The 14934-nt window shown below is 71.9% G+C and carries 17 protein-coding genes and 1 tRNA gene; 9 read left to right on the top strand and 9 right to left on the bottom strand.

All coding sequences use genetic code 11. The features are described from left to right. Positions 1–104: 104 nt before the first annotated feature. Complete coding sequence (locus OG737_RS09985; protein WP_328925851.1) at positions 105–743, top strand: class I SAM-dependent methyltransferase; 639 nt, start codon at positions 105–107, stop codon at positions 741–743. 6 nt (positions 744–749) lie between these two features. Here OG737_RS09985 and OG737_RS09980 read toward each other — a convergent pair whose 3' ends face one another. Beyond that, positions 750–1289 (bottom strand): hypothetical protein, encoded by a 540-nt coding sequence (locus tag OG737_RS09980; protein ID WP_328925850.1) that lies wholly within the window; start codon positions 1287–1289, stop codon positions 750–752. A gap of 79 nt (positions 1290–1368) precedes the next feature. On the opposite strand from OG737_RS09980, the gene OG737_RS09975 reads away from it, so the two are divergent. From OG737_RS09975 to OG737_RS09950, 6 genes are all read left to right on the top strand, one after another. Then, positions 1369–2058 (top strand): response regulator transcription factor, encoded by a 690-nt coding sequence (locus tag OG737_RS09975; RefSeq protein WP_328925849.1) that lies wholly within the window; start codon positions 1369–1371, stop codon positions 2056–2058. 7 nt (positions 2059–2065) lie between these two features. Beyond that, a complete protein-coding gene (locus tag OG737_RS09970; protein WP_328925848.1) occupies positions 2066–3448 on the top strand; it encodes a HAMP domain-containing sensor histidine kinase in 1383 nt (460 codons plus the stop codon). Between the two features lie 67 nt (positions 3449–3515). Further along, complete coding sequence (locus OG737_RS09965) at positions 3516–3680, top strand: DUF5993 family protein (protein WP_328925847.1); 165 nt, start codon at positions 3516–3518, stop codon at positions 3678–3680. Between the two features lie 11 nt (positions 3681–3691). Next, entirely contained in the window at positions 3692–4363 is a 672-nt protein-coding gene (locus OG737_RS09960; RefSeq protein ID WP_405679919.1) for a disulfide bond formation protein B, read from the top strand. Between the two features lie 16 nt (positions 4364–4379). After that, entirely contained in the window at positions 4380–5042 is a 663-nt protein-coding gene (locus tag OG737_RS09955; RefSeq protein ID WP_328925845.1) for an NAD(P)-binding domain-containing protein, read from the top strand. 74 nt (positions 5043–5116) lie between these two features. Next, a complete protein-coding gene (locus OG737_RS09950; RefSeq protein WP_328925844.1) occupies positions 5117–5416 on the top strand; it encodes a hypothetical protein in 300 nt (99 codons plus the stop codon). A 20-nt stretch (positions 5417–5436) separates the two neighbouring features. Here the strand turns inward: OG737_RS09950 and OG737_RS09945 are convergent, their stop codons facing one another. Genes OG737_RS09945 through OG737_RS09930 form a run of 4 tightly spaced genes read right to left on the bottom strand, consistent with a single transcriptional unit; the run spans position 5437 to position 9929 of the window. Continuing rightward, positions 5437–6795 carry a GH1 family beta-glucosidase gene (locus tag OG737_RS09945; protein ID WP_328925843.1) on the bottom strand — a complete coding sequence of 453 codons (1359 nt, stop codon included), beginning with the start codon at positions 6793–6795 and terminating at the stop codon, positions 5437–5439. Beyond that, positions 6792–7616: a carbohydrate ABC transporter permease gene (locus tag OG737_RS09940; protein WP_405679920.1), complete on the bottom strand. Its 825-nt coding sequence runs from the start codon at positions 7614–7616 to the stop codon at positions 6792–6794. The genes OG737_RS09945 and OG737_RS09940 overlap by 4 nt, the downstream gene beginning before the upstream one ends. Next, on the bottom strand, positions 7613–8551 hold the full coding sequence (locus tag OG737_RS09935; RefSeq protein WP_328930274.1) for a sugar ABC transporter permease: 939 nt from the start codon (positions 8549–8551) through the stop codon (positions 7613–7615). The genes OG737_RS09940 and OG737_RS09935 overlap by 4 nt, the downstream gene beginning before the upstream one ends. A gap of 52 nt (positions 8552–8603) precedes the next feature. Continuing rightward, positions 8604–9929 (bottom strand): ABC transporter substrate-binding protein, encoded by a 1326-nt coding sequence (locus OG737_RS09930; protein ID WP_405679921.1) that lies wholly within the window; start codon positions 9927–9929, stop codon positions 8604–8606. 102 nt (positions 9930–10031) lie between these two features. Between OG737_RS09930 and OG737_RS09925 the strand changes: the two genes are divergently transcribed. Continuing rightward, positions 10032–11063 carry a LacI family DNA-binding transcriptional regulator gene (locus OG737_RS09925; protein ID WP_328925840.1) on the top strand — a complete coding sequence of 344 codons (1032 nt, stop codon included), beginning with the start codon at positions 10032–10034 and terminating at the stop codon, positions 11061–11063. A gap of 94 nt (positions 11064–11157) precedes the next feature. On the opposite strand, the gene OG737_RS09920 is transcribed toward OG737_RS09925, so the two are convergent. The 4 genes from OG737_RS09920 to OG737_RS09905 form a co-directional block, all read right to left on the bottom strand. Beyond that, positions 11158–11230: transfer RNA gene (locus OG737_RS09920), tRNA-His, on the bottom strand. Between the two features lie 95 nt (positions 11231–11325). After that, on the bottom strand, positions 11326–11928 hold the full coding sequence (gene orn, locus OG737_RS09915; protein ID WP_328925839.1) for an oligoribonuclease: 603 nt from the start codon (positions 11926–11928) through the stop codon (positions 11326–11328). A 126-nt stretch (positions 11929–12054) separates the two neighbouring features. Further along, complete coding sequence (locus OG737_RS09910; protein ID WP_328925838.1) at positions 12055–13227, bottom strand: helix-turn-helix domain-containing protein; 1173 nt, start codon at positions 13225–13227, stop codon at positions 12055–12057. 376 nt (positions 13228–13603) lie between these two features. Beyond that, entirely contained in the window at positions 13604–14038 is a 435-nt protein-coding gene (locus OG737_RS09905) for a hypothetical protein (protein WP_405679922.1), read from the bottom strand. 333 nt (positions 14039–14371) lie between these two features. Here OG737_RS09905 and OG737_RS09900 point away from each other — a divergent pair, with 333 nt between their 5' ends. Beyond that, the gene (locus tag OG737_RS09900; protein ID WP_328925837.1) at positions 14372–14905 is read left to right on the top strand and encodes a universal stress protein; all 534 of its coding nucleotides are present in this window, start codon (positions 14372–14374) and stop codon (positions 14903–14905) included. The last annotated feature ends 29 nt before the right edge of the window (positions 14906–14934 follow it).

Here is a 14934-nt window from a genome sequence, read left to right as displayed (position 1 = left end):
AAGCCGGATCCCAAGAGGACTCCCGAAGGGCGGCATTCCATGCGTAGTGTGTTGATTCCTAGGAGGGTTGCCCTTCCTACGACGCGCTCAGGAGACGGCCGACGATGTCTGATTCCCCTGCCCCTCACGGTTCCCCCGCCCCCAGCACCGCCACGTCCGATTACACCGCGCGGCTCGCCCGCCTGGAGCACTCCGGTCTCAAGCGGCTGCTCCCGACCCAGGCGCCGTACCGGTGGAACCTGCAGAGGCTACGGCTGGGCCGGGTCCTCGACATCGGCTGCGGCCTGGGCCGGAACCTGCTCAACTGCGGTCCGGACAGCGTCGGGGTCGACCACAACCCGCACTCCGTGCAGACCTGCCGCGAGCGCGGGCTGACCGCCTACACCCCCGACGAGCTGGCCGCCGCCCCGGACTGCGGGCCCGGCTCCTTCGACAGCGTGCTGGCCGCGCACGTGCTGGAGCACGTCGACGAGGAGACCGCCTCCGAGCTGCTGGCCCAGTACCTTCCGCTGGTGAAGCCCGGCGGCTCGGTCGTGCTGATCACCCCGCAGGAGGTCGGCTTCCGCTCCGACGCCACCCACATCCGCTGGGTCGGCTTCGAGGAGCTGCGCGGCCACGCGGCCCGGGCCGGGGTCGCCGTGCGGCGCACCTACTCGTTCCCCTTCCCCCGCCCGATGGGCAAGGTCTTCCCGTACAACGAGTTCGTGCTGGTGGGCACGGTCCCGGCGGCCGACAGGACCTAGGCTCGACTAGGGGTCGACGATCTCCACCACGGGCGGGTGGTCGTGCCAGGTGCAGAAGACCGACACCTCACGGCCGTCCCGGGTGAAGGTGACCCGGATCCAGAAGTCCTGCTTCCACACCTGCATGCGCCAGCCGGCCGCCGGGGTCGCCGAGACCAGGTCGGCCGAGGAGGCGCCCAGGTCGAAGACCGCCCGGCCGCCGGAGACGGGGTAGGCCTTCACGTTCCCCGAGGCCCCCGCGTCCGGCTGCCGGTACGGGCTCGGGCCGGGCGGCGGCTTCGGCGAGGACCGGTCGGGGGTGGGCGACGGGGACGCCGAGGGGCTCTGCGACGGCGACTCCGACGGGCTCGGCGAGGGCGCCGGGGAGGAGGGCGACGGCCCGGCCCGGTGGGTCGAGGAGGACAGCGGCTGCGCGGCCAGCGGCACCGCGAGCGGGCGATCGTAGGCCGTGCCGGACATGACGGTGTGCACGCCCCACCACGACAGCGTCACCGCTGCCCCGGTCGCCAGCGTCCAAGCCATGGCGTGTACAAGTCCTCTACGCATCAAGCGACATACTGCACCACCCGCCACAAGAGCGTCCCGACACCCCGGTGGGTCCTCCGTATGGGCTACCGTGCGGGCCATGGCAAGTGTGCTCGTGGTCGAGGACGACCAGTTCGTACGTTCCGCCCTCATCCGGCACCTGACCGACGCCTCGCACACCGTGCGCAGCGTCGGCACCGCCCTGGAGGCGCTGCGCGAGGTCGCCCACCACGGTTTCGACGTGGTCATCCTCGACCTCGGGCTGCCCGACCTCGACGGGTCGGAGGCGCTCAAGATGCTGCGGGGCATCACCGACGTGCCCGTGATCATCGCGACCGCGCGCGACGACGAGGCGGAGATCGTGCGGCTGCTCAACGACGGCGCCGACGACTACCTGACCAAACCTTTCTCCGTGGAGCACCTCTCGGCCCGGATGGCCGCCGTCCTGCGCCGCTCGCGCGCCGCCGCCGGCGCGGAGCCCCCCTCGCGGGTCCTGCGCGTCGGCGGGCTGGCCATCGACCCGCTGCGCCGCCAGGCCGAACTCGACGGGACGGTGCTCGACCTCACCCGGCGGGAGTTCGACCTGCTGGCCTTCCTCGCCGGGCGGCCCGGTGTGGTCGTGGCCCGGCGCGAGCTGCTCGCCGAGGTCTGGCAGCAGTCGTACGGGGACGACCAGACCATCGACGTCCACCTGTCCTGGCTGCGCCGCAAACTCGGCGAGACGGCCGCCCGCCCGCGCTACCTGCACACCCTGCGGGGTGTCGGGGTCAAGCTGGAGCCACCCCGGTGATGCCGCGATGAGGTGGGCCCTGGTCAAGGTGTGCCTCGCGGTCACGGCCATGGTGGTCGTGGCCTTCGCCGTGCCGCTCGGGCTCGTCGTCCAGGAGATGGCCAGCGACCGGGCGTTCTCCAACGCCGAGCGGCAGGCCGCGACCATCGGACCGACGCTGTCCATCACCACCGACGCCGTGCAGCTGCGCAAGGCGGTGGAGTCCACGCAGATGGGCGCGGCCCGGCGGATGGCCGTCCACGTGCCCGCGATCGGCGACAGCGGGCCCGTGGACATCGGCACGGGCCGGGCGGGCGAGCGCGCCGTCGCGGAGACCCGGCGGATCGGGCGCGCCACCACGACCAAGGTGGCGGGCGGGGGCTCGACGCTGCTCCAGCCGACCGCCCTGGGCTCCGGGGACATCGCCGTGGTGGAGGTATTCGTACCGGAGAGCGAGGTCAGCAACGGCGTCGCGACCGCCTGGCTCGTGCTCGCGGGCGTCGCCCTGGCCCTGATCGTGGGCTCGGTGGCCGTCGCCGACCGCCTCGGCGCCCGGCTGGTACGGCCGGCCGAGCGGCTCGCGGACGCCGCGCACCAGCTGGGCGAGGGCCGGCTCGGGGCCCGGGTTCCGGAGGGCGGACCCAAGGAACTCCGGTCGGCCGCCGTCGCGTTCAACGCGATGGCGGACCAGGTGGTCGAACTCCTCGCCAACGAGCGGGAACTGGCCGCCGACCTGTCGCACCGGCTGCGGACGCCGCTGACGGTGCTGCGGCTCAACGCGGCCTCGCTCGGGGACGGTCCGGCCGCCGAGCAGACCCGCGCGGCGGTGGAGCAGCTGGAGCGCGAGGTCGACACCATCATCCGCACGGCCCGGGAACAGCGCGCGCCCGCCGCCACGGGCGCCGGAGCCGGCGCCGGGTGCGACGCCTCCGAGGTGATCCGCGACCGGATGGCCTTCTGGTCGGCGCTCGCGGAGGACGAGGGCCGCGAGGTGCGGCTCGCGGGGGTGGACCGTACGGTACGGATCCCGGTGGCGCGGCCCGAACTCGCCGCCGCCCTCGACGCCATGCTCGGCAACGTCTTCCGGCACACGCCCGAGGGCACCCCCTTCGCGGTGGACGTCCACGACGCCTCGGACGCGGTCATCGTGCTCGTCTCGGACGCGGGCCCCGGCATCGCCGACCCGGACGCCGCCCTGCGCCGCGGCAACGACGGCGGGCGGGACGGCTCGACCGGCCTCGGCCTGGACATCGTGCGCAGGGTCGCGGAGTCGACCGGCGGCGACGTCCGGCTGGGACGCTCGGTCCTCGGGGGCACCGAGGTGCGGGTCTGGATCGCCCTGGACGGCCGGACCCTCGGCACGGGCGGCGTGCGAACCCGGCACGGCCGGCGCAAGCGGCGCAGCAACTGACGTAACGCAGGAGGGCCGGGGGCGCGCCTCGTGGGCGGTATGTCCGTCCGTCGATACGGTCCGCGGCATGGACACCCTCATCTTCGGCGGCCTCCTCGCCACGCTGATCGCCATGTACCGGGAGACGTCCCGGACGTTCATGCTGGGCGCGTGGTGGACCATGCTGCTCGCCGTGATCCTGCTGATGGCGCACCACGTCAACAGCAGCCTCGCCCTGACCCTGAGCTACTGACGGTGGCCGTGATGCACACCCTCCTCCCGGAGGAGACGCCGACGGGCAGCCTGCTCGGCCGGGTCCAGTACTGGTTCGCCTGCTTCTTCGCCATCGGCTGGACAGGTGTGGTCTGCGGTGGCCTCTTCCACCAGTTCGCACTGTGGGAGCACCCCTGCCCGCTCTGCATCGTGCAGCGGATGTTCATGCTGCTGGCGGCGATGGGAGCGGCGTACATCGTCCGGACGGCACTCGCGTACGGCGCGGTGACCAGCCGCGACTACATGATGGGCTGGGGCATGTCCCTGGTCGCGCTGATCGCCGGCTCCTTCGCGTCCTGGCGGCAGACGATGCTGCACATCCTGCCGAAGGACAAGGGGTACGGGAGCGAGGTGCTCGGCCTGCACCTGTACGTGTGGGCGTGGCTCCTCTTCCAGGCCTCGGTGGTCGCCATCGGCATCGCCCTGTCCTTCGGCCACTCGACGACGGACAGCTCCGTCCCGGCTGCCAGGCCGGGGGCCCTGCGGACGGCCGGATTGTTCGTACTGGGCTTCCTGGGCGCGGTCATCGCCGTCAACCTGGTGGCCGTGTTCTTCGAGGAGGGCCTCCACTGGTTCCTGCCGGATGCCCCGAACCGCTACCGGTTCTTCTACGACGTGGGGATCCTGGAACGGGCGGCGCCCACCGGCGCCGGCCACCGCTGACCGGAAGGAATCAGGCATGCGCTACGCAGTCCTCGGCACCGGGATCGTCGGCCGGACGGTGGCCGCCAGGCTCGCCGACCTCGGCCACGACGTGGTCGTCGGGACCCGGGACCCCGCGGCCACCGCGGCCCGCGAGGAGTACGCCGGCTGGCAGGCGGGGCAGCCGCGGGTGCGGCTGGCCGCCTTCGCGGAGGCCGCGCGGGAGGGCGACACCCTGGTCAACGCGACCGGCGGGCAGGTCAGCATCGCCGCCCTGACGGAGGCGGACGCCGCGCACCTCGACGGCAAGGTCCTGATCGACATCGCGAACCCCCTCGACTTCTCGCAGGGCTTCCCGCCGAGCCTGGACCCGGTGAACACCGACAGCCTCGGCGAACTGATCCAGCGCACCTTCCCGGGGCTGCGGGTGGTCAAGACGCTGAACACGATGAACTGCCGGATCATGGTCGACCCGGCCCGGGTCGAGGGCGAGCACCACGTCTTCGTCTGCGGCGAGGACGCGGACGCGAAGAAGGCCGCACGCGAGCTGCTCCACTCCTTCGGCTGGCCGGAGCGGAGCATCCTCGACCTCGGCGGCATCGAGGCGGCGCGCGGCACCGAGATGCTCCTGCCGGTCTGGCTCCGCCTGATGGGAACCCTCGGCCACACCGACTTCAACTTCCACGTCCAGGGCGCCTGACGCACGGACGGGGGCGCAAATATTGCCGCGCCCCCGACCCGCGCCGAGGGTGGGCTTGACGGAAGGAGCCACGCATGAAAGTCATGCTCCGCGCCCACCTGGACACTGCCGCCACCAACGAGGGCATCACGACCGGCGCCCTGCCCCAGGCGATCAAGACGCTGATGGACAAGGTGAAGCCGGAGGCGGCCTACTTCGGGCTGCACGAGGGAGTGCGCTCCTGTTGGATCGTCTTCGACCTCCAGGACAGCACGCTGATGCCGGCGCTGACATGGGACCTGTTCCACGAGTTCAACGCTGAGGTCGAGGTCGGTCCGGTGATGAACGCGCAGGAGCTGGCGAAGGGTCTGGCCGCGGTGCACTCCTCGCCCTAGCTCCTGTCCGGCCGGGTACGTCACCGGGTGCCGAGGACGCCGTCGCGGGCCAGTCGGGCGTACCAGCGGGCGCTGGAGCGCGGGGTGCGGGCCTGGGTCTCGTAGTCCACGTGGACGATGCCGAAGCGCTTGCTGTAGCCGTAGGCCCACTCGAAGTTGTCCAGCAGCGACCACAGGAAGTAGCCCCGCACCGGGGCGCCGTCCGACAGGGCGCGGTGGACGGCGGCCAGGTGGGCCTCCAGGTAGCCGATGCGTTCGGGGTCGTGCAGGTCCGGGGCGTACGCGGCCCCGTTCTCGGTGACCAGCAGCGGCAGGCCGGGGGCCTCCTCGGTGAAGCGCATCAGCAGGTCGTACAGGCCCGTCGGGTCGATCGCCCAGCCCATGTCGGTCCGTTCGCCCGGCGGCTGGTGGAAGGCGACCGCGTCGGCGCCGGGCCACGGGGAGTGCTCCGCGGCCCCGTGGCCGTCGGCGCGCGGGCCGCTCCCGCCGGGGGCCGCCGAAACCACCGCCGGGGTGTAGTAGTTCACGCCGAGGAAGTCCAGCGGCTGGTGGATCAGCGCCTCGTCGCCGGGGCGGACGAAGGACCAGTCCGTCACCGCGGCGGTGTCCGAGAGCAGGTCCTGCGGGTACGCCCCGCGCAGCAGCGGCCCGGTGAAGATCCGGTTGGCCAGGGCGTCGATCCGGCGCCGGGCGTCCAGGTCGGCCGCCGAGCCGGTCAGCGGCCGTACGGCGCTCGTGTTGAGCGCGATCCCGACCCGCGCCGAGGCGGGCAGGGCGGCGGCGGCCAGGCCGTGCGCCAGGCTGAGGTGGTGGGCGGCGCGCAGCGAGTCGGCGGGGGAGGTGCGGCCGGGGGCGTGCACGCCGGAGGCGTAGCCGAGGAACGCGCTGCACCAGGGCTCGTTGAGGGTGGTCCACAGCTCCACCCGGTCGCCCAGTGTCTTCGCGACCTGCTCGGCGTACCCGGCGAAGGCGTACGCCGTCTCCCGCTCGGGCCAGCCGCCCGCGCTCTCCAGCTCCTGCGGCAGGTCCCAGTGGTACAGGGTCACGCACGGCTTGATCCCGTACGAGAGCAGCTCGTCGACGAGCGCGTCGTAGAAGCCGATCCCGCCGGAGAGCACCCGCGGCCAGGACACCGAGAACCGGTACGCCCCGAGCCCGAGGCCGGCCATCAGCCGGACGTCCTCGCGCCACAGCCGGTGGTGGTCCACGGCGACGTCGCCCGTGTGGCCGCCGTACACCTTGCCGGGCGTACGGCAGAAGGTGTCCCAGATGGACGGCCCCCGCAGTCCGGCGGCCCCCTCGATCTGGAAGGCCGCAGTGGCCGTGCCCCAGAGGAACCCCTCCGGGAACCGCACGCTCTCCATCGGCACAGTCGTCATCCTTTCACTGCTCCCTGCATGATGCCGCCGACGATCTGGCGGCCGAAGACGAGGAACACCAGCAGGAGCGGGAGCGTGCCCAGCAGCGCACCCGCCATGATCACCGACTGGTCGGGGACGTAGCCCCGGCCCAGCCCGGTCAGGGCCACCTGCACCGTCGGGCTGCCGTTCTGGGTCAGCGCGACGATCGGCCAGAAGAAGTCGTTCCAGGCCATGACGAAGGTCAGCATGGCCAGCACCGCCATGGCCGGGCGGGCCGCCGGGAACACCACGTGCCACACGATCCGCAGCGAGCTCGCGCCGTCCGTGCGCGCCGCCTCCACCAGCTCCGACGGCAGCGCCTGGGCCAGGTACTGCCGCATGAAGAAGACCCCGAAGGCGGAGACCAGGGTCGGCAGGATCACGGCCTGGAGCCGGTCCGTCCACGACAGCCGGGCGATGAGCATGTACAGCGGGACCACGCTCAGCTGCGGCGGGATCAGCATCGTCCCCACCACCAGCGACATCAGCAGCCGGCGGCCCCGGAAGCGGAGTTTGGCGAAGGCGAAGCCCGCCAGGGTGGAGAAGACGACCGTCCCGGCCGCCACCGTGCTCGCCACGATCACCGTGTTCAGCAGGGCCGCGCCCATGTTCGCGTCGGTCCACGCGACCTGGAGGTTTCGGCCGAGGTTCCCGCCGAACCAGAACGGCGGCGGGGTCTGCGCCAGCCTCGTGTTGCTGCGGGAGGCCGCGATCGCCGTCCACACCAGCGGGAAGAGCGAGCCGGCGGTGAACAGGACGAGTACCGCGTACGTGAGCCTGCCCGCGCGCAAGGACCTCATCGGGAAGCCTCCCGTCCGCGCAGCAGCCGCGCCGCGCCCGCGATGACCAGCAGGATCAGGAACATCGCCCACGCGATCGCCGAGGCACGCCCCAGGTGCAGGTTCACCCAGCCCTGCTCGTACAGGTACAGCCCGAGCGTCTGGAACTGGTGGTCCGAGCCGCCCGTGGCGCCCGCCCCGCCGTTGAACAGCAGCGGCTCGCCGAACAGCTGGGTCGCGCCGATCGTCGACACGACACAGGTGAAGAAGATCGTCGGCCGCAGCGAGGGCACGGTCACGTGGATGAACTGCTGCAGGCGCGAGGCCCCGTCCAGCGCCGCGGACTCGTACAGCTCACCCGGTACGGCCTGCATGGCCGCCAGGTAGATCAGCGCGTTGTAGCCGGTCCACCGCCAGATCACGATGGTGGAGACCGCCAGCTGCGAGGCGAAGGTGCCGTTCTGCCAGTCCACCGCGTCGAAACCCACCGTCGACAGCGCCCAGTTGACCATCCCGTAGTCCCGGCCGAAGAGCAGCACGAACACGAGCGTGGCCGCGGCCACCGAGGTCGCGTACGGGGTGAGCACCGCCACCCGGAAGAAGGCGGAGCCGCGCAGCTTGTAGTTGAGCAGGTGCGCCAGGCCGAGGGCGATCGCCAGCTGCGGAACCGTCGACAGCAGCCCGATCGTGACGGTGTTGCGCAGCGCGTTCCAGAAGAACTCGTCGTCCCACAGCCGGGTGAAGTTGCGCAGCCCCACCCACGTCATGGAGTCCGGATCGGTCAGCTCCACCTGGTGCAGCGCCGCCCAGCCCGTGTACAGCAGCGGGAACAGCCCGAAGGCGGCGAAGAAGAGGAAGAAGGGCGCCACGAAGGCGTACGGGCTCCAGCGCAGGTCCCAGCGGTAGCGGCGCGAGCGCCACACCTGGCCCCGGCCGTCCCCCTCGTCCCCCCGCACGGAGCGGGAGGACGAGGGGGACAGGACAGCCGTCTCGTCCGTCACGGGCGCCTCACTGGTCCAGGGCGTTGTCGATCGCCTTCACCGCGGCCTCCCAGCCCTCCTGCGGGCTGCGGCCCTTCTGGTCGACCTGGAGCATCCCGATGTCCGCCAGGTTCTGTGCGATCACCAGGTCCTTCGGGCCGACCACCGTCACCGGGATCCCTTCGGCCGCCTTCGCGAAGATCTCGCCGATCGGGGCGCCGCCGAAGTAGGCGTGCTGCGCGCCCGAAACCGTCGGCAGCTTGTACGCGGCGCTCGCGCTCGGGAAACTGCCCCGCTTCTCGAAGAGCTTCGCCTGCTGCGCCGGAGCCGTCAGCCAGGCCGCCAGCTTCGCCGCCTCCTCGGCGTGCTTGCCCGCCTTCGGCACCACCAGGAACGAGCCGCCCCAGTTGCTCGGCTTCGGCGCCGGCGCCACGTCCCACTTGTCCTTGCCCGCCGGGCCCGCCTTGTCCTGGATGTAGCCGAGCATCCAGGCCGGGCAGGAGACGGTCGCGAAGGTGCCGTTGGCGAAGCCCTGGTCCCAGGCCGGGGTGAACTGCTGGAGCTTGGCGCTCAGCCCCTCGGTGGCGAAGGAGGCCGCCAGGTCGAAGGCCCCGCGCACGGCCGGGTTGGTCTTGTAGACGACCTTGCCCTGCTCGTCGTAGAACCGCTGGGCGCTGCTCCCGGTCACCGCCGCCATCACGCCCGAGGCGGAGTCCACGAAGGCCTTCCCCTCGCCCGCCTTCGCCTTGTACGCCTTACCCGCCTCCAGGTACTTGTTCCAGTCGCCCGCCCACAGCGCCCCGACCGCCGCCCGGTCGCCCGGCAGGCCCGCCGCCTCGAAGAGGTCCTTGCGGTAGCAGATCCCCTGCGGCCCGATGTCGGTGCCGAGGCCGACCGTGGCCCCGCCCTTCGCCGCGCTCGCCGTGCCCTGAGCCCACTTCCACGGCAGGTACGAGGCCTTGTCCACTCCCGGCGCCTTGCCCAGGTCCACCAGCTTGTCGGCCTGCGTGGAGGTGATCTCGGCGATGTTGTTGACCTCGACGGCCTGGATGTCGGCGAGCCCGCTGCCGGTGCCCAGGTGGGTGAGGAGCTGGGGGTAGTAGTTCTCGTTGCGCTCGATCGAGGTCTGCTCGATCCGGATCCCGGGATTCTGCGCCATGTACTCGTCGTAGAGCCCGGCCTCCTGGAGGCCGAAGGCCCCGAAGACCCCGACGGTGAGGGTGGTCTGGCCCTTGCCGCCGGCCGGTGCGCCCTTCCCGGGGGTCTCGGCCGGGTCCTGCGCGCATCCCGCGAGCAGGACGGCCGCCGCGCCGAGCAGTCCGGCCGTGGTGACAAGATTTCTTCGGGCTCGCATCTGGGGCCTCCCTGGAGGACGGAACGTGCCGGGTGTCGTGTGCCACAGTGTGGGAGCGCTCCCACGGTCGTCAAGAGGTAGATTCACAACTGGGAGGAAGCCATGAGCGGGCACGGGCGAAGCGGGGGACGGCCGACCCTGGAGGAGGTCGCGGCACGCGCCGGAGTCGGGCGCGGCACGGTCTCCCGGGTGATCAACGGTTCCTCCAAGGTCAGCGAGCATACGAGGGCGGTGGTCGAGGCGGCCGTCGCGGAGCTGGGGTACGTGCCCAACCGCGCCGCGCGCGCCCTCGCGGCCAACCGTACCGACGCCGTCGCGCTGGTGATTCCCGAGCCGGAGGCCCGCTTCTTCGCCGAGCCGTACTTCTCGGACGTGGTCCGCGGGGTCGGTGCCGCCCTCGCGGAGACCGACGTCCAGCTCGTCCTCACCCTGGCCGGCAGCGACCGCGAGCGCCGCCGCCTCGCCCAGTACCTGTCCGGGCACCGCGTGGACGGGGTGCTCCTCGTCTCCGTCCACGCCGGGGACCCGCTGCCCGACCTGCTGGCCGAGCTCGGCATCCCGACGGTGATCAGCGGCCGGCGCTCCGCCGCCGAGCCCCTGCCCTCCGTGGACTCCGACAACCTGGCGGGCGCCGCCGAGGCCGTACGCCACCTCCTCGGACGGGGCCGCCGCGTGATCGCCACGATCACCGGCCCGCTGGACGTGTACGGGGCCCAGTGCCGCCTCGACGGCTACCGCCAGGCCCTGGCCGCCGCCGGGCACCCCGTCGACGAGCCGCTGATCGCCGTCGGCGACTTCACCGAGGACGGCGGCCGCCGGGCCATGCGGGAGCTGCTGGAGCGCCGCCCCGGGCTCGACGCGGTCTTCGCGGCCTCGGACGTGATGGCGGCGGGCGCCCGGCGGGAGCTGCGCGCGGCCGGGCGCCGGATCCCGCAGGACGTGGCGCTGGTCGGCTTCGACGACTCGGTGGTGGCCCGGCACATGGACCCGCCGCTGACCAGCGTCCGGCAGCCGATCGAGGAGATGGGCCGGACCATGGCGCGCGTGCTGCTGGAGCGGATCTCGGGGAAGCCGGGGGGCGGGGCGGCGGCCGTCGTGCTGCCGAACCGGCTGGTGGTCCGCGAATCGTCCTGAGGGCGAGGGCGAGGGCGAGGGCGAGGGCGAGGGCGAGGCGCCGACGTAAACGCAGAGGGCCCGGTCCGCTTTCGCGGACCGGGCCCTCTCGCAGGGTGAGTGACGGGACTTGAACCCGCGGCCACCTGGACCACAACCAGGTGCTCTACCAACTGAGCTACACCCACCATGTCCGGTCGGAGAACCGACCGGCCGAAGAAAAGGGTACAGGGTCCGGGAGGGTGCTCGCTCCCCCCTTCTCGCCGCCCTCGCTCCGGGGTGGCTATCCGCCGGGCAGGACGTGCTTGGCGGCGATGGCCCGCGCCGTGTCCGAGTCGGGTCCGGGCTGCGGGACGAAGACCGCCTCCCGGTAGTAGCGCAGCTCGGCGATGGACTCCTTGATGTCCGCCAGCGCCCGGTGGTTGCCGTTCTTCGGGGGGCTGTTGAAGTACGCCCGGGGGTACCAGCGGCGCGCCAGCTCCTTGACCGAGGACACGTCCACGATCCGGTAGTGCATGTAGCTCTCCAGCGCGGCCATGTCGCGCAGCAGGAAGCCGCGGTCGGTGCCGACCGAGTTCCCGCACAGCGGGGCCTTGCGGGGTTCCTTGACGTGTTCCCGTACGTACGCGAGGACCTGGGCCTCGGCGTCGGCGAGGGTGGTCCCGCCGGCCAGCTCGTCGAGCAGTCCGGAGGCCGTGTGCATCTCGCGCACCACGTCGGGCATGGTCTCCAGGGCGGTGTCCGGCGGGCGGATCACGATGTCCACGCCTTCGCCGAGCACGTTGAGCTCCGAGTCGGTGACCAGTGCGGCCACCTCGATAAGTGCGTCGTCCGTCAACGAGAGCCCGGTCATCTCGCAGTCGATCCACACCATGCGATCGTTCATGTGTCCCACCTTATGCGGTCCCCGGGATCCGGGGAGCTGATCGCACGTCGCCGGCCGCACACGCGGAAGGTCCCCCATCGGAGGTGACCGATGGAGGACCTTCTCTTGCCGTACCCGTTGTGAGGGTTACGCGTGTTCCCGCAGGACCCGGCCCGGGGCGTACAGCTCGGTCACCGTCGGGCCCGTGGCGGCCAGGGCCGCCGCCGCCCGCTGGGGCTGCGGAGTGCGCTGGTGCGGGACCGGGCTCTCCGAGAGCTGGGACACCTGGGCCACGTCGGCCTGCGGCCGCCGTGCCCGGTAGGCGGAGCGGTAGGCGGCTGGGGAGGACCCCAGCTGCCGCCGGAAGTGCCCGCGCAGGGCGACCGGCGACCGGAACCCGCAGCGGCCGGCGACCTCGTCGACCGAGTAGTCGGAGGTCTCCAGCAGCCGCTGTGCCTGGAGCACCCGCTGGGTGATCAGCCACTGGAGCGGCGCGCTGCCGGTCAGCGAGCGGAACCGCCGGTCGAAGGTGCGCCTGCTCATGTAGGCGCGGGCCGCCAGGGTCTCCACGTCGAACTGCTCGTGGAGGTGTTCCAGCGCCCAGGCGACGACCTCGGCCAGCGGGTCGGCGCCGATCTCCTCCGGCAGCGACCGGTCGAGATACCGCTCCTGGCCGCCCGAACGGCGCGGCGGTACGACGAGCCGGCGGGCCAGAGCCCCGGCCGCCTCACTGCCGTGGTCCGTGCGCACGATGTGCAGGCACAGGTCGATTCCGGCCGCGGTGCCCGCGGACGTGAGCACGTCGCCGTCGTCGACGAACAGTTCGCGCGGATCGACATGGACGGACGGGTACCGCTTGGCCAGCGTCGGCGCGTACATCCAGTGCGTCGTCGCGGGCCGGCCGTCCAGCAGACCGGCGGCGGCGAGCACGAAGGCTCCCGTGCACAGTCCGACGATCCGGGCTCCCTCCTCGTGCGCCAGACGCAGTGCGTCGAGCGCCTCGGGGGGCGGTGGTGAAGTGATGGAACGCCACGCGGGCACGACGACCGTGCCTGCCCGGGCGATCGCCTCCAACCCGTACGGCGCGGTCAGTTCGAGTCCGCCGGTGGTCCTGAGCGGACCGTCCTCACCGGCGCACACGAGCAATCGGTAGCGTGGAACTCCCGCGTCCTGCCGGTCAATGCCGAACACGGAGAGTGGAATGGAGCTCTCGAAGATCGGTCCGCCGCTGAAGAGCAGCACCGCGACGATCTCCCTGCGGCGACGCCCCGCGAGCTTCCGGCCGGCGTCTGCGACGACGGCGGTGGAATCCTGGCTCATGGCGCTAAGCCCCCCTTGGGTGTCGCGACTCCTTGGTCTGGTCGCACCTGCACGTTTCCCCTCGGCCTTGCACGTGGATCCCCCGCCGTAAATACATGATCGAATCTACTGCGTCCCGTGGTGTCGGCGTGACAAGTTCAGCACGCACCGCTATGTCGACTTCTCAACTTGGCGAAAAGCATTCGATCAGGAAGCGTTCCGCTCCGCTACCTGCCGGAGGTGCGTCACGTCCGGCCGTGGCCAGTACCCGTAGGGTCGAGACACCCCCCGGCGTCTGTCGTCGCTGGTGGTAGGGGGGTTGGGGGGACATTCCGGCAAGGGGGGCACCCTGTCGGGAAGTTGGCTGAAAACGTGCGGGTGTGGGTGTGCGAATGAGTCAGTCGTGCGGGGACACGGGCTCGGAACGTCCGCACGCCCGGTGGGTCCCGGACCCGCCGCGCGAGTGCCGGCCCCGGTGGCCGGGCGGAATCCGGTCCTCCGACCGGACCCGGGCCGTGGCCCGCAGTGTCCTCTCCGACTGGCGCAGCAGCACCCGGCACGCGGCCGTGACGGCGAGCAGGCCGAGGGTGGCGACTGCCGCCCCGCCGAAGGATGTTCCGTAGACGACGAGGACCACGGGGACCAGCAGGCAGCTGAAGGCGGCCCAGCGCACGACGTCACCCGCGGGGTCGTCGTGACGGCGCCCGGCGGGACGCACGGACGGGTGAAGAGCGGGGCGGGCGGAGGCGGGGTACTGCGCGACGGTGTCGGCGTAGTGGATGGAATGCGTCGGCTGGGCTGGCTGGACGGGGTGAACCGGATGGCCGGGCACGGCGTACTCCCTGCGGGCTCTTCCTGGACGGTCGGTCGCATGCCCAACGCGGCCGGGTCGGGCTCGGTCACTGCGCGCACGGGTGGCAACGAGCCGGAATGTCACTGGCTGTAGGGGACAGCGGACATTGCCAAGGCGCGCTCACTCCGGCATGCTCCCTGGGACGCTCTCCTAGGGCGGCAAGCCCTGTGCTGCCCTGTGCAGGACAGGAGTGTCGCCGTACCCTGGTGGGTATGGGCTTGGGAAGATGCTTCCCGGACAGAGCTCCGTCACCCAGCGTCGCCGAAATTCGCCCCTGTTGCTTCCTCCAAGGACCTCTTCGCCGAGACACCCATGGCCGGTCACGAATTCTCCGATCCCGCGGACCGCAAGCGCAAACGCCTCGCCGACCCCGCGTCGGCCGCCGATCTGCGCGCGGTGGAACAGACACGCCTGCACTGCGATCCGGCCTTCCGGCACGGAGTCGTTGTGGGATTCGACGGATCCACCTCCAGTGAGCGCGCCCTCGCGTACGCGATCGGTATGGCCCGCCGCTCCGGATCCGGACTGATCATCGTCCATGTCGCGAACCGGCTGCCCACCACCGTGTGGGCCGGCTGCGAGCCTCCGGTGTTCGTGGACGTGCCGGACCACCGCACCGAGGTGCTCGGGCTGGAGCTGGCCTGCGCGGACTATCTGTCCGAGGTGCCGTGGATCCTGGTCGAGCGGGGCGGGGACATCTGCCACGAGCTGGAGGAGGTCGGCCGGGAGTACTCGGCCGACGCCATCGTGGTCGGATCGACGCACGGCATCGTGGGCCGGATCTTCGGCTCGGTGGCCGGCCGGCTGGCCAAGCGCGCACAGCGACCCGTCGTTGTCATTCCTTGACTGCTCCCCTCCCTGAAGGGAGGGGATTT

The sequence above is a fragment of the Streptomyces sp. NBC_00122 genome (assembly GCF_045160845.1).
Classification (GTDB): Bacteria; Actinomycetota; Actinomycetes; order Streptomycetales; family Streptomycetaceae; genus Streptomyces.
This window is presented reverse-complemented; position numbering and strand designations above follow the sequence as displayed.